Source organism: Clostridium sp. HMP27 (assembly GCF_000765165.1).
Lineage (GTDB): Bacteria > Bacillota > Clostridia > Clostridiales > Clostridiaceae > Clostridium_AK.
On record NZ_JMFY01000034.1, the window covers coordinates 67,493 to 91,630 of the forward strand.

Here is a 24,138-nt window from a genome sequence, read left to right on the forward strand (position 1 = left end):
GAAATTTTAATGAGAAGAATGAAGACTATGGATGGTAATACCGCTGCTGGATATATATCCTATGCGTTCACTGACGTTGCAGCTATTTACCCAATCACTCCTTCATCCCCAATGGCAGAACATGTTGATGAATGGGCTGCTCAAGGAAAGAAAAATATTTTTGGACAAACTGTAAAACTTATGGAAATGCAATCAGAAGCTGGTGCTGCTGGTGCGGTTCACGGTTCATTACAGTCTGGTGCATTAACTACTACATATACTGCATCACAAGGTCTTTTACTTATGATACCTAATATGTACAAAATTGCTGGTGAATTATTACCAAGCGTATTCCATGTTAGTGCAAGAGCTCTTGCAACACATGCTTTAAACATATTTGGAGATCACGCTGACGTTATGGCAGCAAGACAGACAGGATTTGCTTTACTTGCTGAAAGTAGTGTTCAGGAAGTTATGGACTTAGCAGCTGTTGCTCATCTTGCAACTATAAAGACAAGCGTTCCTTTCATGAGTTTCTTTGATGGATTCAGAACTTCCCATGAAGTTCAAAAGATAGAAGTATTAGAATATGATGAGTTAGCTAATTTAGTTGACATGGATGCTGTTAAAGCTTTCAGAGCAAAAGCTCTAAACCCAAATCATCCTGTAACTAGAGGAACAGCTCAAAACCCAGACGTATACTTCCAAGGAAAAGAAGCTTCAAACAAATTCTACAACAGAATTCCTGAAGTTGTTGAAGGATACATGAACGAAATCAACAAATTAACAGGAAGAGATTACAAACTATTCAACTACTACGGAGCAGAAGATGCTGAAAGAGTAATAGTTGCTATGGGTTCTGTATGTGACTGTATAGAAGAAACTATCGACTACTTAATGGCTCAAGGAGAAAAAGTAGGTCTTGTTAAAGTTCATCTTTACAGACCATTCTCAGTAGAACACTTAATGGCTGTTATGCCAAAGACAGTTAAGAAGATAGCTGTTCTTGACAGAACTAAGGAACCAGGATCAATTGGAGAACCTTTATACTTAGATATTAAAGCTGCATTCTATGCAAATGAAACATTAAAACCAGTTATCGTTGGTGGAAGATATGGTCTTGGATCAAAAGATACTTTACCAGGACATATGATTTCTGTATTCGAAAACTTAAAATTAGATGCACCTAAGGATTTATTCACAGTAGGTATAGTTGATGACGTTACTAACACATCATTAGATATGGGACCAGACGTTGATACTACACCAGTAGGAACTACAGCTTGTAAGTTCTGGGGTCTTGGATCAGACGGTACTGTTGGAGCAAACAAGAGTGCTATAAAGATCATAGGAGACCACACAGACATGTATGCACAAGGATACTTTGCATATGACTCTAAGAAATCCGGTGGTATCACTGTATCTCACTTAAGATTTGGTAAGAAGGCAATAAAGAGCCCTTACTTAATCAATAAAGCAGATTTCGTTGCTTGTCACAACCAAGCATACGTTCATAAATATAATGTTCTTGATGGATTAAAGAAGAACGGAACATTCTTATTAAACTGCATATGGTCAGATGAAGAATTAAATGCTCAGTTACCAGCTGAAATGAAGAATTTCTTAGCTAACAACAACATTAAATTCTACACAATCAATGCTGTTAAGATAGGTCAGGAAATTGGATTGGGTTCAAGAATTAACATGATAATGCAATCCGCTTTCTTTAAACTAGCTGATATAATTCCAGTTGAAGATGCAGTTAAATATCTTAAAGATGCAGTTATAAGCTCTTACGGTAAGAAGGGTGAAAAAATTGTTAACATGAACAATGCTGCTATTGACCAAGGTGTTGAAGCTATTCACGAAGTTGCAGTTCCAGAATCATGGAAGACTACAACTGAAGGATTTGTAGAAGAAGAAAAAGCAAAACCAGATTTCATAAAGAACATCGTTGATGTTATGAACAGACAAGAAGGAGATAAACTTCCTGTATCAGCATTCAATGGATATGAAGATGGTACTTTCCCTAATGGAACAGCTGCATACGAAAAGAGAGGTATAGCAGTTAACGTACCAGAATGGCAAGCAGATAAATGTATACAATGTAACCAGTGTTCATATGTTTGTCCTCACGCTGTAATCAGACCATTCTTATTAAATGAAGAAGAAGCTAAAAATGCTCCTGAATCATTCAAGATGGTTGCAGCTAAAGGTGGAGCTACATTCAAGGGATTAAACTACGCAATGGGTATAACTCCACTTGACTGTACAGGATGTGGAAACTGTGCTGACGTATGTCCAGCACCAGCAAAAGCTCTTGTTATGAAGCCAGCTGAAACTCAATTAGTAGAACAAGGAAACTGGGAATATGCATTAACAGTATCCAAGAAAGAAAACCCAATGAACAAAATGAACGTTAAGGGAAGTCAGTTTGAACAGCCATTACTTGAGTTCAACGGAGCATGTGCAGGTTGTGGAGAAGCAGCTTACGCTAAGCTTATAACTCAATTATTTGGTGACAGAATGATGATCGCTAACGCAACAGGATGTACATCAATTTGGGGAGGATCTGCTCCTTCAACTCCATACACAATCAACGAAAAGGGCCAAGGTCCAGCATGGGCTAACTCCTTATTCGAAGATAACGCTGAATTTGGTTTAGGTATGTCTCTTGGAGTTCAACAGATAAGAGAAAGATTAGCTACTAAAGCACAAGCAGCTATAAACGGAAACGTAAGCGAAGAATTAAAGGCAGCTTTACAGGCATGGGTAGATACAAAAGATAACGGTGAAGCTTCAAGAGAAGCTACTAACAAGTTATTACCATTACTTGAAGCAGCTAAAGATTCAAATGAAGATGTAAAAGATTTATATGAAAATAAAGACTTCTTAGTTAAACAGTCTCAGTGGATATTTGGTGGAGACGGATGGGCTTATGACATCGGATACGGTGGATTAGACCACGTACTTGCTAGTGGAGAAGATGTAAATGTATTTGTATATGATACAGAAGTTTACTCAAACACTGGTGGACAGTCTTCAAAATCTACTCCAACTGCAGCTATAGCTAAGTTTGCAGCTTCAGGTAAGAAGACAAGAAAGAAAGATCTTGGAATGATGGCAATGAGCTACGGATACGTATACGTTGCACAAATAGCTATGGGTGCTGATAAGAATCAGACATTAAAGGCTATTCAAGAAGCAGAAGCTTACAACGGACCATCATTAATAATGGCTTATGCTCCATGTATCAACCAGGGATTAAAAGCTGGTATGGGTGCTAGCCAAGCTGAACAGAAGAAAGCTGTTGACTGTGGTTACTGGCAGATGTACAGATTCAACCCAGATCTTAAAGAACAGGGTAAGAATCCATTTGTACTTGATTCCAAAGAACCAGATTGGACTAAGTTCCAAGACTTCTTAATGGGCGAAGTAAGATACGCTTCATTAAAGAAAGCATTCCCAGAAGTAGCAGATAAATTATATGCTAAGACTGAAGAAGATGCTAAGGATAGATACGATAGCTACAAGAGATTAGCTAGCTACCAATTCTAATCTTAAAGTTTATAAAAAAGGGAAGACCGAGTAATCGGGCTTCTCTTTTTTTAGGTATTAGGATTAAAGTACTAGGTTCTAGGATAGGTTAAAATTTCACTGATGTGAAATTTAGAAAAATATGTTGAGAGTGTAGAATAAATAATTTAAAATCGTCCTAGCGCCTGACATAATTTTATTAAGCAACAAAAAATTAAAAAAATAAGCTTAAAAGAGAATATGATTTTACAAATAACACATACTATAATTGTAACTTCTTTCAAAGATTAATCTCAATAACTTTCTGTGATAACTCATAGAAGGCAAAAAGGAGATGGTTAACTTGGGCTTTAAGAATATGATGAAGATGAAAAACACGAAGATGAAAAAAGGTAACCCTATGAATGGCATGATGAATGACATGGAAAAGGGAGTTAAAAAACTAGTGAATAACATCAAAAAAGTATTCTAGGAAGTTACAAAAGGCAGGGGATAAACTCCTCTGTCTATTAATTTGTATTAATTATTATGATAATATGATAAAAAATGTTGTTATTTTTAAGAAAATCATTATTTTTAGCTAATTTTTTAAAGAAAATTTAAAAAAACTCTTTTAAAATTACTAAATAAAGGTTAAAATTATACCATAACTAAAAAGGAGGTGACAATCTGGTTGTATTTATATGGCCAGAGAGTGAATATGGATAAAGAAAAAGAAGTTGGATGCGGATGTGGATGCGGAAGCGACCATGAAAATGAACATGAAGGATGCGGATGTGGATGTGGTGACGATCACGGACATGAAGCGTTAATGGTAGATCTAGAAGATGAAAACGGCAACACTGTTGCATGTGAAGTTGTAGATGGATTTGAGTATAAAGATAATGAATATGCATTAGTGCAAAATCCAGAAGACGGTTCAGTATACCTTTTCAAGATCGTAGGAGAAGGAGAAGAGGGAGAACTAGTTATACCAGAAGATGAAGAATTTGATGAGGTATCAGCTTATTACCAATCAATTTGTGATGAACAAGAAAAATAATTTACTTAAAAAGAACCGTTGATACGGTTCTTTTTGTTAATCTTTAATCTTTATAACTAAAAGGAGGATGCTTTGCTTTGGATAACAATAGAAATAAAGAAGCAATAGACATTAATAATGACGAAAAGGTTCGTCTTGCAATATTTGATGTGGATTATACTTTAACTAAAAAAGAAACCTTGATAGAGTTTTATAAATTTATGTTGAGTAAAGACCCAAAACTTATAAAATTTCTCCCTAAAGTATTAATAACAGGTATACTTTATGCCTTTAAGATATATGATGCACACGCTGCAAAGGAAAATTTCATAAAATTTATTGATGGCGTAAAACAAGAAGAAATGATAATTCTAGTAAAACAATTTTATGAAGAAAAATTAAGTAAGATACTTTATATAGATGCTATAAATACAATGAGAAAATTAAAAGAAAAGGGATATAAAATATACTTAATTTCTGCATCAGCAGAATTTTACTTAAATGAGTTATATAATATAGATATAGTAGATAAGATAATAGGAACTCGATTTACTTGTAATAATGGTATTTATGGAAGAAAAATAGAAGGGAAAAACTGCAAAGGTGAAGAAAAAGTAATTAGATTAATGCAAGTATTAAAGGAAGAAAACTTGAATGTAGACTTTAAGAATTCTTATATGTATTCAGATTCATTGTCAGACCTTCCATTGTTAAAATTGGTTGGAAATCCTTATTTAATTAACTATAGAAAAAATCATGAAAGTATTGAAAGGCTCACTTGGAGGTGAAGGGTTAATGTATGTATTAGGTAAGTTTTTTTTAATGAATGATGAAAAGGTTACCACAAAAGAGTTTAAAGATGAATATATCAAAAATGGCAAAAGTCTTTATGAGGTAATAAAGGTTCAAGAAGGTACCCCGCTTTTTTTAGAAAAGCATTTGCAAAGACTTCATAATTCAGGAAGGCTTACAGGATTTGAAATATTTTTAAGTGATGAAATTATAAGTAAAAGACTTAGGGATCTTATAGAAGTAAATAAGATAAAAGAAGGAAGTATAAAATTTATATTGAATTTTGATAAAAAAATGTTTGTAGCTTATTTAGAGCAGACCAATTTTCCAAAGGAATATCAATATAAAGAAGGGGTAAAAACTGATTTATTCTATAAGGAAAGAGTGAACCCAAATGCAAAGGTATTGAATTTGTCTTTTAGAGAAGAAGTAGATAAATTTATAAAAGAAAAAAATGTATATGAAGCTATATTAGTGGATAAGGAGGGCTATATAACTGAAGGAAGTAAATCAAATGTGTTCTTTGTAAGAGATAAAAACTTATATACAACACCTATATCAGGAGTGCTTCCAGGAATAACGAGAAACACAATATTGGACATATGTAGTGAAAATTCTATAAGTGTTACAGAGCAAAGCATAAATGTAGAAGATTTAAATTCAGTGAAGGGTGCATTTTTGTCTAGTACTCCATTTGATGTTCTTCCTATAAATGAAGTAGGGAATATTAAACTTAATTCAGCGGAAAATGAAATTATAAAATACATTATGGAATGTTATAATAACAAGATTTTAAGATATATTGGTAAAAATAAATAAAGATTGAGGGAATGACAACGATAACTATAGAAAAGCCTTAAGTGTGGTAGTGTGTTGTCGTATAAGTTATTATAAATACATCTGGATAATTATTTAAATAGGGGGAATTTTGTATGGAAACAATAACAAATATTTCCACAAAAACAAATACAGCTACAAATGTAAGCGGCAGTGTAATGATTAAAAATGGGGAGATAATGGTAAAAAACCCTAATGAAAATGATAAAGCAGCCTGTCTCGTAATAGATGATTCTATTAAGGTAAAAATAAATGGTGAATTAGTAAAAGGTAAAGTTGAAATTTATGAAAATAGTGTAATAGAAATAGAATTAGAAGATGAGGAACTTCCTAAGAGATATTTAAATATATCTATATCAGATGATAGGATGAATGCTTATATAAGCATAGCTTATGAGCCAAAGTTTATTTATAAGCTAAAAGATGTAGAAGAGGGAAATAGTGCTATATTAAAAAAAGTTATAAAAGATCAAATTATGCCTGAAAAATATACAGTAAAAGAAATTAAAGAAGAGTTGGTCAAAAAAGGTATTATTTGTGATATAATAGAGGAAAATATAGCAAAATATGTAGAAGAAGGTTGCGAGAAAGTCTTAATAGCAAAGGGGATTTACCCTGTAGATGAAGAAGACGATTATATGGAATATAAATTTTCTGTAAGTGATGATCATGTAAACTTTCAAGAAGATAAGAATGGAAATATTGATTTTAAAAGCATTGGTAATATAAAGTCAATAGAAAAAGGATCTGTAATAGCTATAAAACATCTTGGAAAGCCAGGGCATGACGGTAAAGATGTAATGGGTAAGGTTAAGAAACATAAGTCAGGAAAAAAGATAAAACTTAAATTGGGCAACGGGTGCGCCATTAAAGATGATAATATAATTATAGCTACAATAGAAGGAAAACCTTGTGTAAAAGGCAATACCATATGTGTATACTCTATGCACCAAATTAAGTCAGATGTTGATTTGGAAACTGGAGATATTAAATTTGTAGGGGATATAGATATACTTGGTAGTGTAAAAGAAGGCATGAAAGTTGAAGCAGGAAATTCTATAACGGTTCACAAAGACATCTATAGAGCTTCTATCATTGCTAAAGGAGATATATATATTCGTGGGAATGCCGTATCTAGCACTATATTTGCTGGCGGAGTAAATGTAGACAAGCTTCAGTATTCAAAAACTTTAAATGCACTTAAATCTATGTTAAATGATATCATAAATAACATAGGGGAAATAAAGAAGTTTAATATTTTAGGTAATGCTAGAAAAGATGGTGAAATATTAAAGGCACTTATAGAAACTAAGTTTAAAAATTTAAATAGAGTTTGCCTTAACATTATTAGCCATATTAAACTAATAGGAGATGTAAAGGGACAAGAAGAGCTTATTCCACTTATGAAACATAAATTAATGGGATTAGCACCTATAAATGTGAAACATTATTCAGAGTTAGATTTAATTACAAAATGCATAGACAGCATAACAAGAGAAATGGATGGGGCACTTATACTTCCAGTAAACATTAATCTAGCTTATTTACAGGATTCTCGTATCAAGAGTACAGGAGATGTAATAATTACCGGAAAAGGTCAGTATGTTTCAGAGATAATTGCAAATGGAAGCATATATTTTATAGGACAAAAGGCCGTTTCAAGAGGAGGAGTACTAAAAGCTCAAAATGAAATAAAGTGTAAGGTCGTAGGAAGTGAAGGCGGGGTTAAAACTACACTTATGGTAGAACGCGGAGGAAGTATATGGTGCGATATAGCATATACTAACACAGTATATGTAATAGGAAATAGAGAAGTCGTATTAAATGCACCAAGTAAGGATATTCATGCTTATTTAGATGACAGGGGAGAGTTAATTCTTGATAAACTGATGTTATAGGAGGGATATAATGAATAATGAAGAATTAAAAGTTCTTATATTTAGTGTAGGCAATAATTATTATGCCACAGATATAATGGAAATTGAAAGAATTTTAGGATATGAGGAGCCTACAAAGCTTCCAGACTCACCTGAGTTTTTAGAAGGAGTAATGAATTACGAAGGAAATATCTTACCTGTAATATCCTTAAATAAGAAGTTTGCAATAGAGAGTAAAGAAAAGTCAGCAGATACTAAAATAATAGTTGCAAAACAAAATGATTATAAAACAGGAATAATAGTTGACTTGGTTTTAGAAGTAAAAGATGTAAAAAAGGAAAATATAGAAGATGCTCCCCAAATAGTGGGAGGAATCTCAAAAAGATATATTAAAGGACTTATAAAGATAGATAAAAAAATAATAATATTTTTAAATTTAGCAACGATACTTACAGAAGACGAAAGACGTCAGATGCATGATTTATAGAAATTTTTAATTTCGTTATAAATCAGCATAGTCCGATTTATTTGAGATGTTTCAATATATAATTTATATAAATTATTAATTTTATTATAAATATTTAACAAGTTTTTATGAAAGGTGCATGCTATGGAAGTGATAGAATATAAAGTTGGAATTGCAGATATGGATGCGGCCTTGTCGCCCCACAAGATAATAACAGTAGGACTTGGTTCATGCATAGGTATAGCCATGTATGATAAAGTAAATAATGTAGGGGGGCTTCTGCACATAATGCTTCCAGATAGTACTCAATTTAATAATGTATCAAATCCCCTTAAATTTGCAGATTTGGGAATACCTCTTTTAATAGAAAAAATGCAAAAAATGGGAGCAGTTAAGAGAAATTTAAAAGCTAAAATAGCAGGAGGAGCTTCGATGTTTAGCTTTTCTGACAAAAGTATGAATATGGACATAGGGTCTCGTAATGGAACTGCTGTAAAAAATATTTTAAAGGAATTATCTATCCCTGTAATGGCAGAAGACATTGGAGGAAATAAGGGAAGAACTATGATACTTGATTTGAAAAATGGGATAGTACAAATTAAAACAGTTGGTATGGGAGTAAAAGAAATTTAATGGAGCTGATATGCCGTGAAAAAGTTTAAAGTATTGGTAGTAGACGATTCTGCACTGATGAGAAAAATTATATCCGATATGATAAACTCAGAGAATAATATGGAAGTTGTGGCAATTGCAAGAAATGGGCAAGATTTTATAAAAAAGCTTGAAGATGTAAAACCAAATGTAGTAACATTAGATGTGGAAATGCCAGTAATGAATGGTATTGAGGCGTTAAAAGAATTAAGAACGCGAAATATAGGTATTCCTGTAATAATTTTAAGCAGTGTTTCTAAAAAATCCTCAGAGCTTACTATGGAATGCTTGGAAAATGGAGCTTTTGATTTTATAGCAAAACCTTCGGGAGCTATTTCATTAGATATAGACAAAGTGAGAAATGAACTAATAAGCAAATTAAATTTAGCTTATGAAAAATGTCAAAATGGATGCACTATTGAAGAAATAAGAGCTATATCAAAAGACATATCAAAGGAATTGAATGAAGAAAATAAATCTATCCCTAAAAAAAAGTTTGTAAATAAAATATCAGCGTTAGTTATTGGAGCATCCACAGGAGGACCTAAGGCACTTCACCAAGTAATATCAAATTTGCCTGATGATTTGGGGGTTCCAGTATTTGTGGTACAGCATATGCCAGCTACATTCACAAAAGCATTTGCTGAAAGGCTAAACAGTAGAAGCAAAATTACAGTAGTTGAAGCCTATGATGGACAAGCGGTTACAAATAACGTTGTATATATAGCTCCAGGTGGTTTTCATATGGAAGTAGGAAAAGATAAAAAGATACACTTAAATAAAGAACCTACAGTTTGGGGAGTTAGGCCGGCAGTGGATAAGCTTTTTAAATCTGCAGCAGCTGTATACAAAGAAAGGTTAATGAGTGTAGTCCTTACTGGTATGGGAAGGGATGGAGCAGAAGGTACTATAGAAGTTAAAAAAAATGGTGGAATAACTATATCAGAAGATCAATCTACTAGTGTAATATATGGTATGCCAAAGGCAGCATATGAAACAGGTATGGTAGATATGGTTTTAACATTAGATAAGGTAGCTTCAGAAATAGTTAAGATAGTTAAATGGAATGGGAGGTAAAATATGGATTTGGAATATTTTAAGCAGTGGGTATATAAAGAGTTTAGAATAAACCTCTCAGCTTACAAAGAAACTCAGCTGCATAGGAGACTTTTAAGTCTAATGTCAAGAGTAGGAGTGAATTCTGTAGAAGAATATATTGCTATTTTAAAAAAAGATGCAGGGCAAAGGCAAAAGTTTTTAGATTTTATAACGATAAATGTATCGGAATTCTTTAGAAATCCTGAAATATTTTCTGATTTAAAAAATAAAATAGAAACAGAACTTTTGCCCAATAATAAAAACTTAAAAATCTGGAGTGCCGCATGTTCCATAGGGGCAGAACCATACTCCATAGCTATGATACTTGATGAAGTAGCACCAAATGGGAATCATAGTATTTTAGCTACAGACATAGATAATACTATTCTGCAAAGAGCTCAAAAGGGAGAATATGCAGAATCTGAAATTAAAAATGTAAGTAAAAATGATATTAAAAAATACTTTACCCAAATAGGAGACAAGTACGTAGTAAATAATAAAATAAAAAATATGGTTAAATTCAAAAAACATGATCTTATTTTAGATAACTACGAATCAAACTTTGATCTTATTGTATGCAGGAATGTAGTTATATATTTTAATTCAAATATAAAGGATGAGATATATAAAAAGTTTCATGCCTCTTTAAAAAAAGGAGGACTTCTTTTTGTAGGGGCTACTGAAAGTATATATAATTATAAAGAATTTGGGTTTGAAAAAACTTCAACCTTTATTTATAGAAAGGTATAGGGAGGGTACAAAATGGATACATCACAATACATGTCCATGTTCCTTGAAGAATCTATGGATAACCTTCAAACTTTAAATGAATCACTGCTTCAGCTAGAACAGGAGCCAAATGATTTAGATAGAGTAAATGAAATATTCAGAGTAGCTCATACTATAAAAGGTATGGCTGCTACCATGGGATTTAATCAAATGGCAGAACTTACGCATAAAATGGAAGACGTTTTAGCTGAATTTAGAAATGGAGAGCTTAAAGTAACAGAAAAAGTAGTAACAGTATTATTTAAATGTCTAGATACCCTAGAGAGAATGGTAAATAATATTTCTGAGGGCATAGAAGAGGCAGTATTTATAGACGATATGACGATATAATGAATGAACTACAACACATTAAAGAAAAAGAAATTGAAATAGAATTAAATGAAGAAGCTTATAAAAGTGAAGAAAATAATGAATTTGCTATAAATGATAAGTTAAATATAGAACTAAATGAATATGATATAGATGTAATTAAAACAGCTGTGGAAAGAGGTTATATACCATATCATATAAATGTGGTTTTATCCGAAAATACCTTGCTTAAATCTGCAAGAGCATTTTTAATATTTAAAAGCTTAGAAGATTCTGGAGAAATAATAAAATCTCTACCTAGTGCTGAAGATATTGAAAATGAAAATTTTGAATTTGAATTCGATGTGGTATATATTTCAAGTAGTAGCCAAGAAGATATATATAATGTTATTATGAGTATATCTGAAGTAAATAACGTAATAATTGAAGAAATAAATTTACGAAAAGAAAAGGCTAGAAAAGTTGAAGAAGATATCAAAGCTTCAGAAGTAATAAAAGAAAAGGTAATAGAGGTTGAAGAGACTAAAGTAAAAGAAGATATTAAAAAAGAAAGCAAACAAAATGTAAGTGTTAAAAACACTTCAAGCAACAATAAAGAAACTACCCATAAAAAACAGCATCAATCCGTAAGAGTAGATTTAGAAAGATTAGATAAATTTATGAATATGGTATCGGAGCTTGTAATTCACAGAACTAGACTTGAACAAATAAGCTTAAACTATAAACTTGGAGAGCTAAATGAAACCTTAGAACAGGTTGCAAGAACAACGTCTGATCTTCAAGACTTAGTAATGAAGATCAGGATGCTTCCACTAGATGTTGTGTTTAATAGATTCCCTAGAATGATCAGAGATTTATCCGTAGAATTAAATAAGGATATGGAACTTATAATAGAAGGTCAAGATACAGAGCTTGATAGAACTGTAATAGATGAAATAGGAGAACCTTTAATTCACCTTATAAGAAATGCAGCTGATCATGGAATAGAGTCAAGAGAAGAAAGAATCAAAAAGGGTAAGGATCCAGTAGGGAAAATAAAACTTGTAGCGTATCAAGAAGGCACCAAAGCAGTTATAAAAGTAGAAGACAATGGTGGCGGAATAAATGTAGACAGGGTAAGGGAAAAGGCAGAAAGAATAGGCGTAAATACTGAAGGAATGACAGAATATGATATAATAAATCTAATATTTCTTCAAGGATTTAGTACTAATGAAAAGGTAACAGACATATCAGGTAGAGGCGTAGGCATGGATGTGGTTAAGACAAAAATCTCATCACTTGGTGGTACTGTAGAAGTTGTTAGCGAAAAGGATAAAGGATCAGCATTTATAATAAAACTTCCATTAACGCTTCAGATAATACAGGCTCTTTTAGTGAAGATAGGTACAGAAACCATGGCAATATCTCTAGGATATATAGATAGAGTTATAGATTTTAGTGAAAATTTAGTGAAGAGAACAAATAGTAAAGAGGTTATAATATATAATGAAGATGTTATACCACTTGTAAGACTTAATAAGAAGCTGCATTTAAATGAATCTGATAGTTTGAAGAAATATATAGTAATTGTTAAAGTAGGAGAAAAGAATATTGGGCTTATGGTGGATAGTTTATTTGGACAGCAAGAAATAGTAATAAAGCCTCTAGGTAAAACACTTCATGGTATGAAAGAATATATAGGTGCAACAATACTAGGAGATGGACTTGTAACTCTTATCTTGGATGTAGCAGCCTTAGTTTAAGGAGGAATTTTTATGTCATATAAGGACCTTACACCTTTACAACTAGATGCACTGCGAGAGGTTGGAAATATAGGAGCAGGAAATGCAGCTACCGCACTATCACAGCTTTTAAATAAAAAAGTAGATATGTCTGTACCAGCTATAAATATTATATCTTTTGAAGACATATTTTCAAACTTAAGCGGAGAAGAAATAGTTTATGGAGTATTGGTAAGGGTGCTTGGAGATGCTCCAGGGAATATTCTGCTTGTGCTTAAAAGAAATACAGCTATGCATGTAATAGAAGCATTAACAGGTCAAAAGGGAGAAGACATAAACGAGATGGGTGAATCTGTTTTAGCAGAAATTGGTAATATACTTTCTGCAACTTATATGAATGCAATAGGCAGGTTTACCAATTTAAGTATAATACCATCAGTACCAGCACTTACTTATGATATGCTAGGTGCTATACTATCTACTACGTTTATAGAATCCGGACAATTTGATGAATACGTATTAGATATAGAAACTGCATTTATAGAGGGTGAATCAGAAATAAATGCACACTTTTATTATATACCAATGCCGGGTTCATTAGAAAAAATATTAAATACACTAGGAGTAATATAATTTGGAGGGAATATTAAATGGCTAAAGTATTAATTGTTGATGACGCTGCTTTTATGAGAATGATGATAAAGGATATTTTAGAAAAAAATGGATTTGAAGTAATAGGTGAAGCAAATAATGGTTTAAAGGCAGTTGAATTATATAAGAAGGAAAGACCAGATGTTGTAACTATGGATATAACAATGCCAGATATGGATGGAATACAAGCTGTAAAAGAAATAAAATCAATGGATCCAGATGCAAAGATAATAATGTGTTCTGCTATGGGACAACAGGGAATGGTTATGGATGCTATAAAAGCAGGAGCAAAAGACTTCATAGTAAAACCATTTCAAGCAGATAGAGTTCTTGAAGCAATAAAAAAGGTTATAGGATAAATAACAGTTAATAGTAAAAACAAATGCTTAATAGTTGTGGATGAAATTCAGCAAAAGCTGAATTTCAACTAAAACTATTAATAGTTAATTAGTAACTGTTAATTGTAACATTGGGGGTGTTTTTACAGTGCAGGTTGTAGTATTTACTTTAAGCAATGAACAGTTTGCAGTGGAAACTGCAAGGGTTCAGGGAATAAATGATATGATGGAAATAACAAAGGTGCCTAATGCACCAGCATATATAAAAGGACTTATAAATTTAAGAGGAAATGTAATATCACTTTTAGATATAAACCTTATATTAAATTTAGAAAAGTTAGACACAACTCAAAATAATATAATAATACTTCATATGGAAGAAGAGTTAGTAGGTATTGTTGTAGATAAAGTAGATGAAGTGCTTGAAATAGATGAAGATATTATTGAAAGAGTTGAAGATGAACAAATGGAGTTATACGTAAAAGGAGTTATAAATTTTAAAGATAGAATAGTAACTCTAATTGATATAGACAAACTCCTTGCAAACTAGCAGGAAATGAGGGGAACAAATGGCAGAAGTTTTATCACAAAGTGAAATAGACGCCCTTTTAAATGCCTTATCTACAGGGGAATTAAATCCTGAAGAAGTAAATAAAGAAGAAGAAAAACAAAAGATAAAACTATATGATTTTAGAAGTCCTCAAAAGTTTTCTAAGGATCACATGAGGACATTAGAGCTTATACACGATAATTATGCCAGAATAATATCTAATTATTTAACAGCCCAATTAAGAGCCAATGTCAAAGTTAAGATTGAAACAATAGAACAAATAACATATGAAGAATTTATACATTCCATTCCAAATCCAACTATGTTAACAGTATTTAAAATGCCTCCTTTAAGTGCCACTATTTTATTTGAAGAAAATCCACAATTTGTATTTGAAGTAACGGATGTGCTCTTAGGAGGAACAGGACATGGAAAATATAAGATAAGAGAATTTACAGATATAGATAAAAATATAATAAAAAAGGTAAATGAAGGAATGATATCAAGTTTAAAACTTGCATGGGAAGATGTACTCGAAGTACACCCTGAAATAGAGGGTTTGGAAACCAATCCTGCTTTAAGTCAAACCCTAGCCCCTTCAGAGCCTGTAGCACTTATAACATTTTCTGTTGAAATGGGAAAAAATAATACTTTTATAAATATGTGTATTCCATATTTAAGTATTGAGAAGATATTAGATAAATTAATAGTACAATATTGGTTTCAGGATAATGATGAGGAGATTTTATCTCAATCAAGAGAAAAGATAAGAAAGAGAATGGATGTAGTTGAAACTGATGTTTCTGTTTTAATTGGAAAGACTGCTATAACCGTAGAAGACTTCCTAAGAATTAGTGTAGGAGATGTATTAACTTTAAAAGAGCAAATAAATTCAACAGTAACTGTAATGGTAGGAGATGAAGAATATGCCTACGCAAAACCAGGCACTATTGGAAGGAAGATGGGAATACAGATATTAGATATTATAGATAAGGATGTGGAAAAAGATGAGTAACGACTTTCTTTCACAAGAAGAAATAAATGCACTACTGAGTGGAGAACTAAGTGATTTTGTAGATGAAAGCAATTCCACTGAAGAAAGCAGTAATGATGATATGGAAAACGTATTTACAGATATAGAAAAGGATATTTTGGGTGAAATAGGAAATATATCCATGGGATCTGCATCTACTGCATTATCTCAAATATTAAACCAAAAGGTAAATATAACAACTCCTGTTGTTAGCGTGACAACTCTAGAGAAACTAAAAGCTGATTTTAAAGTCCCTAATTTAGCTTTAGAAGTTCAATATACAAGTGGTATTGTAGGTGAAAATCTGCTTCTTATGCAGGTTACAGATGCCTATGTAATTGCCAACCTTATGATGGGTGGTAATGGTGAAGTAGAACAAAGTGATGGAGAACTTTCAGAATTAGAGCTTAGTGCTGTATCAGAGGCTATGAATCAAATGATAGGTTCTGCAGCTACTTCTATGGCAACTATGTTTGGAAGAGAAGTAAATATATCTCCACCTCATTCAAAAGTATGGATAGACTTAACACAGCCGCTTTCAGACAATATAGCAGAATCAGAAGCAATAGTAAAAATATCTTTTAAATTGACTATAGGAAATCTTGTGGACAGCAGCATAATGCAGCTTTTGCCTATTCAAACTGCAAGGAAAATAGTATCTATAATGCTTGGCAAGGAAGAACCTATAGAAGAAAATAAAAAGGAAGAAATATCTGTGAGCGGTCATAAAGAAGTAGAAACTTCTAACTCTCAGGGAAAAACGAATGATAGTAATTACAATACATATCAAGAAAATTTATACACTGAGCCTTATAATTCTGAAGCAGCTATGATGAGTTATGAAAAGCCTGTAGAAGTTCAACAAGCTACTTTTAAGCCTTTACAAGAACAAGCAAGACGTGGAACTGCATTACCTAAAAATATTGATCTTATAATGGATGTGCCTTTAGAAGTATCTGTGGTACTTGGAAGGACTAAAATGAATATAAGAGATATTTTAAATTTAGCTACAGGTTCTTTAGTGGAACTTGATAAACTTGCAGAAGAGCCAGTAGAAGTTTTAGTAAATGGTAAACGTGTAGCATATGGAGAAGTAGTTGTAATAGATGAGAACTTTGGAGTAAGAATTACTAGCATAGTAAGTAATGAAGAAAAAATTAAAAGTCTTGGAAAATAGTTAAGAAAGCCTTGCATTAAGCAAGGTTTTTTTATTTTTTAACTAAATAACTATATTCTGTGTTCGATAATATACATAAGAGTACGTTAAGAAATTTTGGAATCAATTGGAAAAGGTTGAGATAAATAAATGTGATATAATAACGATGAATAATTGTTTGGAATATAGTTAAATACTAGTAAATATCAATTGATCACCAGCAATAAATAATAGAAGGAGGGTAAAAGATGCGTGTTGGAGGATTGAATAATGCAGATAAAATTATAAGTCTTTATAATAAGAAGAAAAGTGTTGATAACAAAGAACAAAACCATAAGGGTAATGGAAAAGACTCTATACAGATTTCTTCTTTAGGAAAAAGTCTTAGTGCATATTCTACAAATGGAGAACTCGTAAACTCTTCGGAAAAGATAGAAAAAATAAAAGAGGAAATATCAAAAGGTATTTATAATAGGGACTCTAAGCTTGTAGCTGATAGCATATTAAGAGCTATAAAAGAACAAAAGTAAAATTAGATTGTAGGAGGAGCTATGGATTTAAAGTCGATTGTTATAAATGAAAAAAGAGCTTTGGAAACACTTTTAGAAAGACTAGAAAAGCAGCATAAATTTGTAGTTAAGAATGATGTATTCAATATGGATAGCATAGTTAGAGATATAAATGAATCTTTAAGGGAAATAGCAAGTATAGAAATGGAGAGAAGAAATCTAACTACTGGTAAAGATATGAGTAAAATAGTTGAGGAATTTGGTGATGAAGAGCTTGAACGAGAATATAGGGAAATAAAAAAGCTGCTACATTCATTAGAACTTCAAAAAAGCATAAACGAGCTGCTAATAAAACAAAGCTTAAGTTTTACAAATAAAATGCTCCAATATATAAACCCAGATAGAAGTGTAAAGACTTATGGAGCTTATGGAAAAATGAAAAAATAATGTAGATAATTATTATTTTGGGGGGATAAATTTGTCAGGATTATTTGGTACCCTAAATATAGGGAAGTCGGGTTTGTTTTCAAACCAAAAGGTCATAAACACAATTTCTCATAATATAGCAAATGCAAATACAGAAGGATATTCGAGACAAAGGGCGGAGCTTCAAACCACAAGACCTTATTCAAATCCTTCTCTTAACAGTTCATCTGAAGCAGGACAAGTAGGTACGGGAGTAGAGGTATCTCAAATTACAAGAATTAGAGATACATTTCTTGATTTCCAAGTACGTGAAGAGCTTGGAATTGATGGATGGTATTCAGGAAGAGATAAGTTCTTAACTGAAATAGAAGGAGTATTTAATGAACCAAGTGAAACGGGTTTATCAAGCCTTATAAGCAAATTTTTTGGTTCATGGCAGGAGCTTTCAAAGCAAAGTGAAACTTCAAATGCAAGAACTGTTGTAGTAGAACAATCTCAAGCCCTAACAAATGAGTTGAATCATACATACAACAAACTTCAGGGTATAAAAGAAAATGCTCAAGACCTTATAAAACAAACGGTATTTGAAGCAAATAAGATATTAGATCAAATAACCCAGTTAAATCAGGAAATAATCCAGGTAAGTGTAGCAAAAAATAATCCTAATGATTTAATGGATAGAAGAGATGTGCTACTGGATCAACTTAGTGAAAAGTTTGGAATAACTGTAGATAAAAAAATATTTAATGGAGTAGATGTAAGCACAAGGAAAGATGAAGATGCTAATACTCCAAAAGATATAAACTTGGTTCAAGCTGTAGAAACCAAAAAGAATGCAGATGGAAGTATAGACAAAGCTACAGTTGGGAGACTTTCATATATTAGCAGTATTGAACCTGTAGAGGGTGAAACAGGAAAATATAAAATTGAATATTACAAAGATGGAGATATGACTGACGATAAAAACAGAGTAGTAGTTGAAAACGTAAGTCTAACCAAGGAAGAATTTATGAAATTGGATCAATGCAGAGTGGTATGGACGAATAAGGAAGGTCAGCTATTAGGTGCTGATGGAAAACCAAGCACAACAGACATGGTGAAATTTACGCCTTCTTCTGGAGAACTTAAAGGATATATGTCTGTACAAGAGGATGTGGATAAGTATATAGACCAGTTAAATAAATTGGCTAAGTCTATAGCTTATTCTGTAAATGCAGTACACAGCCAAAGTGAAGTTGCAGAAGATGGTGAAATTTTTTTCTTTGTAAATAAAGAAGATGCCACTGCAGCTGGAGAAGCGGGAATTACTGCAGGAAATATAAGCATCAATCAAGCGATAATAGATAACGTTATGCTTATAAAAACAGGAAAAGATAACGGTGGAGAAAGTGATGGAACAAGAGCACTAGCTATTGCTCAACTTCAAGATAAGCTTATGGAAGTACAAAAGATAACAGATAATATGACAAGAGGAGAGTTCATAGAAAATCTATGCGGCGGGGATAATTTTCCTAGTACTACTGATAATACAATAGGGACTATAAATGGTAAAACTAGTGGAATGAAGGTAAATAATTATTTTAAAGATGTGGTAGATGCATTAGGTGTACAAACTCAGCAGGCTAAAAGAATGGTTAAAAATCAATTTGTGCTTTTACAAAGCTTCGAGGAATCAAGGGCATCTGTGTCTGGAGTATCATTAGACGAAGAAATGGCAAATTTAGTTCAATCTCAACATTCCTATCAAGCAAACTCAAAAATAATATCAACCGTTGATGAACTACTTGATGTTGTAATTAACGGATTAAAACGTTAGTGAAAAGCACTAATTACTAAAATGTAAGAATTGACGATCAAAACTATAATTAAGATAGGAGGAGTATAAAAGTGCGTATAACAAATAAAATGCTTTCAAGTAACTTTTTATATGATATGCAAAATAATTTACAAAATCTAAAGACACTTCAAGGCCAGCTTAGCTCAGGTAAGGAAATTAGAAGGCCTTCAGATGATCCATTTAAAGTTGCAAGGGCTATGCAAATGCATACTGATATAACTTCAAATAAGCAATATAACACAAACATAAAGGATACTATAAATTGGCTTGATCAAACAGATACGGCATTAAACCAACTTGGTAATCAATTTCAAAGAATGAGAGAACTTATGGTTTCATCTGGTAATGCTGCTTATGGGAGCGATGAAAGACAAAAGATAAAGGACGAAATAAACGGAATTATAAGTAATGTGTCACAAACATTAAATGCAAGCTTTGATGGGAAATATATATTTGGAGGGACTCGAGGAACATCAAAGCCTGTAGTAGTAAATGAAGAGGGAAATAACAATATTATAACTTATAAAACTGCAGATGGTAATGCTGAAGCTGCTATGAGTGAAAGGCTTGTAACAGAAATATCTCAAGGAGTTACTGTGGAATATAATGTTACATCTACAGACGTTTTACAATTTACAGATGGAAAAGGAATTTCAAAAGATGTAAGAGACATACTAAAAGATATAGTAAATCATTTGGATGGAAAAGTTAAAGAAACTGATGCAGATGGTAAAGTTATTTGGAATGAAAATACATCATCGGCCAGTGACGCGCTTTCGGGCAAAGACTTAGAGGATATGGATGCAATAATAAATAATATATTAAAACTTCGTTCTCAAGTAGGTGCTAAAACCAATGCAATGGATAGTGCAAAGGAAAAGAATCTAGATGAAAACTTAAATCTTACAGAAATACTTTCAGAAACTGAAGATATAGATATAACTGAAAAAACTATGCAGTTTGCTACAGCACAAACAGTGTATATAGCAGCTCTCCAAACCAGCGCAAAAGTAATACAACCAACTTTAATGGACTACTTATAAAATAGGAAGAGGGATTTTTATGCTACTTATTACAAAATACCATGGGACAATTGAATACAATGAGGAAGATATAATTACATTTAAAAAAGGACTTCCTGGATTTGAAAGTTTAAAGAAATTTATAGTAGTTCCATTTGAAGATAATGAAGTATTTAGTATTTTAATTTCATTAGAAGATACGGAAGTTGCAATACCAGTTATATCACCTTTTCATGTAGACGAAACTTATGAATTCAAACTATCAGATGAAAAAATAAATGAATTAAATGTAAATTCTCAAGAAGACATACTGGTTTTAAATACCGTTACCTTAAATAGCAATGTAAAAAATATCACAATTAACATGAAAGCTCCAATAATAATAAATATAAAAGGAAAAATTGGGGAACAAATAATACTAGATAACGAAAAATACAGAATAAAAAAGCCCCTTTTTAAGGAGGAAAGTTCATGTTAGTGGTAACAAGAAAAAAAGGAGAATCCATATTAATAGGAGATGATATCGAAATAACAATTTCAAAAATAGATGATGGATCTGTGAAAATTGCTATATCTGCTCCTAAAGAAGTAACCATACTAAGAAAAGAACTATATAATGAAGTTCAAAATGAAAACAAGGAAGCTGCAAAAATTGACATGTCAATACTTAAAAGCCTTAAGGGAAAATAAAAGTAATATAAGGGGTGTCTAAAGCATGGATGTTAAAGTGTTAAGTCAGGGAGGGCAGAAGGATTTTGACATAAGCTTAAAAAGTTCGAATAAAGTAATTGAAAATAATACAAATGTTGGCCGTAAATATATAAATAATAATTTAGAAAAAGAAATTAAGTTATCGGATGTGGAAAAGGCAGCAGAAAAGCTAAACAAGCTCTTTGAAGATAAAAATACACATATTGAATATGAACTTTACGGAAAGTCTAAAAGTATGACTATAAAGATAGTTGATAATAGTACAAAAGAAGTAATAAAAGAACTTCCTCCAAGAAAACTTATTGATATGGTGGACAAGCTTTGCGAATTAGCGGGATTATTCATGGATGAAAAGGCCTAAATGGAATACAAACTTAATAAAGTGGATTTAGATGTTCGTCAAAGAATTGAAGATTCTGTTAGGGATGGAGTTGTCCATAGAAAAGATGAAATATCAATAAAAAAAGATGGGGGAAATTCAGAAGGAAAGAGCAAGAATGAATTTTCAAAGAGTTTGAAAAAGGCAAAACAACAGAATAAAAGAGATAAAGGAAATAAAAGAAACAAACAAGATGATAAAATTTTAATTGAAGCGGTAAAGATGAAAGTTGTTAATATAGAAGCTTCTATAGAAAATAAAGATAAAGAAAACATAACATCAGGAAGATTTTTAGATACAAAGAGATGAATATAATCTAGGTTACTTATAAATGGGAGGTCTATATATGTATGGAAATAATGCATATAATGCGTATAAAACAAATAGCGTAAATTTTGCTTCAAAGGATCAACTGCTTCTAATGTTAGTTGATGGAGCTGTAAAGTTTTCTAAAATAGGAAAACAAGCTATCGTAGATGGGGATGTGAAAAAAGCTCACAATAATTTGGTGAAAACTCAAGATATATTTTACGAATTAATGGTAACCTTAGATGTTGGCCAAGCGGAGGCATGGGGGAATCAACTTATGTCCATTTATGAATTTATAGTAAGAAGACTTGGGGACGCAAATATAAAAAAGGATATAACTATAATGGATGAAATTATTCCACTAATAGAAGAAGTGAGAAATACATGGTATGAAGCCGATAAACTATCTAGAGGGAGTAAATAAAATCGGAGGTGTTTAAATGAATACTGTAAACAATTATAGCAGTATGAATAGAATAACAGGAATGGCAACAGGTATGGATACGGATGCTATGGTAAAAGCTATGACTGCAAATTATCAGCTTAAAATTGATAAAATGAATGAGGACAAACAAATTGTACAATGGAAACAAGAATTTTATAGGGAAATCATAAAGGATATAAAAGGGTTGCAGGATTACTTTGACCCTGTTTCTGACAAATACATTATGTCTGCAAGCAAATTTAATCCTATGAATGTTACTAATAGTAATGAAGGTGCTCTTGGAATTAGTGCAAGTTCTACAGCTCAAAAAGGTTCTTATAAAATAAACATAAGTCAACTAGCTAAGCCAGCTGTAGTAGAAGGTGGAGTAGTGAATGCTACTAATGGAGTAAATACTAAACTAACAGATTTAGGTATAGCAAATGATAGTTCTGTTCAATTCAAAATTGGTATTGATAGCGATGGTAATGGTACAGTTGATGATAGAGATGATTATACAGAAATTAAAACATCAAATATTACAGTTGATGAAAATACTACGATTAAGAGTGTAATCGATAATATTAATGCAGATTTAGGTGGTAAAGTTAACGCATCTTTTGATGAACTTTCAAAGAAAATTGTTTTTAGTACAGCTACTACTGGATCAAATTCAAAATTGTCAGTAGAAGGTTCTGCATTAGGGTTTACAACAGGAAGCATAGTAACAAAACCAGGTGAAAATGCAAATTTTACAATTACTTATCCTGATGGTAGAGGAGTAACAGTAACAGATCAAAAGACTAATAAGTTTACTGCCAATGGTATTACTTATGATTTAAAGGCTGCAGGTACTGGAGACATAACTTTTAGTATAGAAAAAAATAATACAGATGAGGTAGTTAAAAAACTAAAGACTTTTCTTGATGATTACAATAAGATAATTGGGAAAATAGAAGACAAATTAACTGAAAAAAAACAATTTAGCTATAAACCCTTAACAGATGAACAAAAGAAAGACATGAAGGATGACGATATAAAAAAATGGGAGGAAAAAGCTAAACAAGGTATCCTAAAAAATGATGATTACCTTGAACAGTTAATGTCAGATTTAAGAGGAACTATTTTTGATACAGTATATAGTAATAAAGCTTCCAACCAAAAAAACTCATTACACATGGGTCAATATGGGGATGGTGCAATAGGACTAGATACTTCTAGGGAATTTAAAGAAAGAGGACAAATATTTATTAAGGATGAAGAAAAATTAAAAAGTGCCATAGAAAATAATATAGAGGATTTAACAAAGTTTTTTATTGGAAAATCAAGTACAAAAGAAGATACTGATAAATATATAGGCACTAATACTTATTATGAAGATGGATTATTTACTAGAATGGATAAAATAATTAGACAGTATGCAGGGGATCCTGCTATAGGTAAAGATGGTATGTCTACCTTAAAAGGAACTTTAAATATACAAGCTAATAAGCAATATGATTACAGCATTACTGGAAGTACTGGTAAGAATACCATGCCAGATAAGATATACTCTAAAATCCTTAGCATTGGGGAGTTGGAGAAAAAGATGTCTCAAGCACAAGAAAGATATTATGCTAAGTTTGCTAGATTAGAAACAGCTATGAATAAGCTAAATTCTCAAATGAATTCAATGTACTCTCAATTTGGAATGAATGGGTAAAATGTTAGCATAAT

General features: G+C 31.9%; 24 protein-coding genes and 1 pseudogene. All 25 read left to right on the forward strand.

Annotated elements, in window-relative coordinates:
* Positions 1–9 precede the first annotated feature (9 nt).
* On the forward strand, positions 10–3,537 hold the full coding sequence (gene nifJ, locus DP68_RS14500) for a pyruvate:ferredoxin (flavodoxin) oxidoreductase (RefSeq protein WP_035310733.1): 3,528 nt from the start codon (positions 10–12) through the stop codon (positions 3,535–3,537).
* 679 nt (positions 3,538–4,216) lie between these two features.
* A complete protein-coding gene (locus tag DP68_RS14505) occupies positions 4,217–4,558 on the forward strand; it encodes a DUF1292 domain-containing protein (protein ID WP_035311007.1) in 342 nt (113 codons plus the stop codon).
* Between the two features lie 77 nt (positions 4,559–4,635).
* The gene (locus DP68_RS14510) at positions 4,636–5,325 is read left to right on the forward strand and encodes an HAD-IB family hydrolase (protein ID WP_291549481.1); all 690 of its coding nucleotides are present in this window, start codon (positions 4,636–4,638) and stop codon (positions 5,323–5,325) included.
* 7 nt (positions 5,326–5,332) lie between these two features.
* Positions 5,333–6,148 carry an aminotransferase class IV gene (locus tag DP68_RS14515; RefSeq protein WP_035310736.1) on the forward strand — a complete coding sequence of 272 codons (816 nt, stop codon included), beginning with the start codon at positions 5,333–5,335 and terminating at the stop codon, positions 6,146–6,148.
* 113 nt (positions 6,149–6,261) lie between these two features.
* Positions 6,262–8,064, forward strand: a complete 1,803-nt coding sequence (locus DP68_RS14520; RefSeq protein WP_052085825.1) for a flagellar assembly protein A — start codon at positions 6,262–6,264, stop codon at positions 8,062–8,064.
* 10 nt (positions 8,065–8,074) lie between these two features.
* Positions 8,075–8,530 (forward strand): chemotaxis protein CheW, encoded by a 456-nt coding sequence (locus DP68_RS14525; protein ID WP_035310738.1) that lies wholly within the window; start codon positions 8,075–8,077, stop codon positions 8,528–8,530.
* A gap of 123 nt (positions 8,531–8,653) precedes the next feature.
* Complete coding sequence (locus DP68_RS14530) at positions 8,654–9,142, forward strand: chemotaxis protein CheD (RefSeq protein WP_035310740.1); 489 nt, start codon at positions 8,654–8,656, stop codon at positions 9,140–9,142.
* 15 nt (positions 9,143–9,157) lie between these two features.
* The gene (locus DP68_RS14535) at positions 9,158–10,237 is read left to right on the forward strand and encodes a chemotaxis response regulator protein-glutamate methylesterase (protein WP_035310743.1); all 1,080 of its coding nucleotides are present in this window, start codon (positions 9,158–9,160) and stop codon (positions 10,235–10,237) included.
* A 3-nt stretch (positions 10,238–10,240) separates the two neighbouring features.
* Positions 10,241–11,008, forward strand: a complete 768-nt coding sequence (locus DP68_RS14540; protein ID WP_035310744.1) for a protein-glutamate O-methyltransferase CheR — start codon at positions 10,241–10,243, stop codon at positions 11,006–11,008.
* Positions 11,009–11,020: 12 nt separating this feature from the next.
* A pseudogene (locus DP68_RS14545) lies at positions 11,021–13,098 on the forward strand (chemotaxis protein CheA).
* A gap of 12 nt (positions 13,099–13,110) precedes the next feature.
* On the forward strand, positions 13,111–13,710 hold the full coding sequence (locus tag DP68_RS14550; RefSeq protein ID WP_035310745.1) for a chemotaxis protein CheC: 600 nt from the start codon (positions 13,111–13,113) through the stop codon (positions 13,708–13,710).
* Positions 13,711–13,727: 17 nt separating this feature from the next.
* Positions 13,728–14,087, forward strand: coding sequence for a response regulator (locus tag DP68_RS14555; protein ID WP_035310747.1), 360 nt, complete (start codon positions 13,728–13,730; stop codon positions 14,085–14,087).
* Between the two features lie 127 nt (positions 14,088–14,214).
* Positions 14,215–14,616 (forward strand): chemotaxis protein CheW, encoded by a 402-nt coding sequence (locus DP68_RS14560; RefSeq protein ID WP_035310749.1) that lies wholly within the window; start codon positions 14,215–14,217, stop codon positions 14,614–14,616.
* Positions 14,617–14,635: 19 nt separating this feature from the next.
* A complete protein-coding gene (gene fliM, locus DP68_RS14565; protein WP_035310751.1) occupies positions 14,636–15,631 on the forward strand; it encodes a flagellar motor switch protein FliM in 996 nt (331 codons plus the stop codon).
* Complete coding sequence (gene fliY, locus DP68_RS14570; RefSeq protein WP_035310753.1) at positions 15,624–16,826, forward strand: flagellar motor switch phosphatase FliY; 1,203 nt, start codon at positions 15,624–15,626, stop codon at positions 16,824–16,826. Before fliM ends, fliY begins: the two co-directional genes overlap by 8 nt.
* A gap of 227 nt (positions 16,827–17,053) precedes the next feature.
* A complete protein-coding gene (locus tag DP68_RS14575; RefSeq protein WP_035310754.1) occupies positions 17,054–17,335 on the forward strand; it encodes a flagellar biosynthesis anti-sigma factor FlgM in 282 nt (93 codons plus the stop codon).
* Between the two features lie 21 nt (positions 17,336–17,356).
* Positions 17,357–17,761 carry a flagellar protein FlgN gene (locus DP68_RS14580; RefSeq protein ID WP_035310756.1) on the forward strand — a complete coding sequence of 135 codons (405 nt, stop codon included), beginning with the start codon at positions 17,357–17,359 and terminating at the stop codon, positions 17,759–17,761.
* A gap of 31 nt (positions 17,762–17,792) precedes the next feature.
* Positions 17,793–19,556, forward strand: coding sequence for a flagellar hook-associated protein FlgK (gene flgK, locus DP68_RS14585; RefSeq protein WP_035310758.1), 1,764 nt, complete (start codon positions 17,793–17,795; stop codon positions 19,554–19,556).
* Positions 19,557–19,627: 71 nt separating this feature from the next.
* Positions 19,628–20,620, forward strand: coding sequence for a flagellar hook-associated protein FlgL (flgL, locus tag DP68_RS14590; protein WP_035310760.1), 993 nt, complete (start codon positions 19,628–19,630; stop codon positions 20,618–20,620).
* A gap of 19 nt (positions 20,621–20,639) precedes the next feature.
* Complete coding sequence (gene fliW, locus DP68_RS14595) at positions 20,640–21,077, forward strand: flagellar assembly protein FliW (RefSeq protein WP_035310762.1); 438 nt, start codon at positions 20,640–20,642, stop codon at positions 21,075–21,077.
* On the forward strand, positions 21,071–21,289 hold the full coding sequence (gene csrA / locus DP68_RS14600; protein WP_035310764.1) for a carbon storage regulator CsrA: 219 nt from the start codon (positions 21,071–21,073) through the stop codon (positions 21,287–21,289). Before fliW ends, csrA begins: the two co-directional genes overlap by 7 nt.
* 25 nt (positions 21,290–21,314) lie before the next feature.
* The gene (locus DP68_RS14605; protein WP_035310766.1) at positions 21,315–21,671 is read left to right on the forward strand and encodes a flagellar protein FlaG; all 357 of its coding nucleotides are present in this window, start codon (positions 21,315–21,317) and stop codon (positions 21,669–21,671) included.
* On the forward strand, positions 21,672–21,998 hold the full coding sequence (locus DP68_RS14610; RefSeq protein WP_052085826.1) for a hypothetical protein: 327 nt from the start codon (positions 21,672–21,674) through the stop codon (positions 21,996–21,998).
* A 37-nt stretch (positions 21,999–22,035) separates the two neighbouring features.
* Positions 22,036–22,422, forward strand: a complete 387-nt coding sequence (gene fliS / locus DP68_RS14615) for a flagellar export chaperone FliS (protein ID WP_035310767.1) — start codon at positions 22,036–22,038, stop codon at positions 22,420–22,422.
* A gap of 16 nt (positions 22,423–22,438) precedes the next feature.
* A complete protein-coding gene (fliD, locus tag DP68_RS14620; RefSeq protein ID WP_052085827.1) occupies positions 22,439–24,124 on the forward strand; it encodes a flagellar filament capping protein FliD in 1,686 nt (561 codons plus the stop codon).
* Positions 24,125–24,138: the final 14 nt, after the last annotated feature.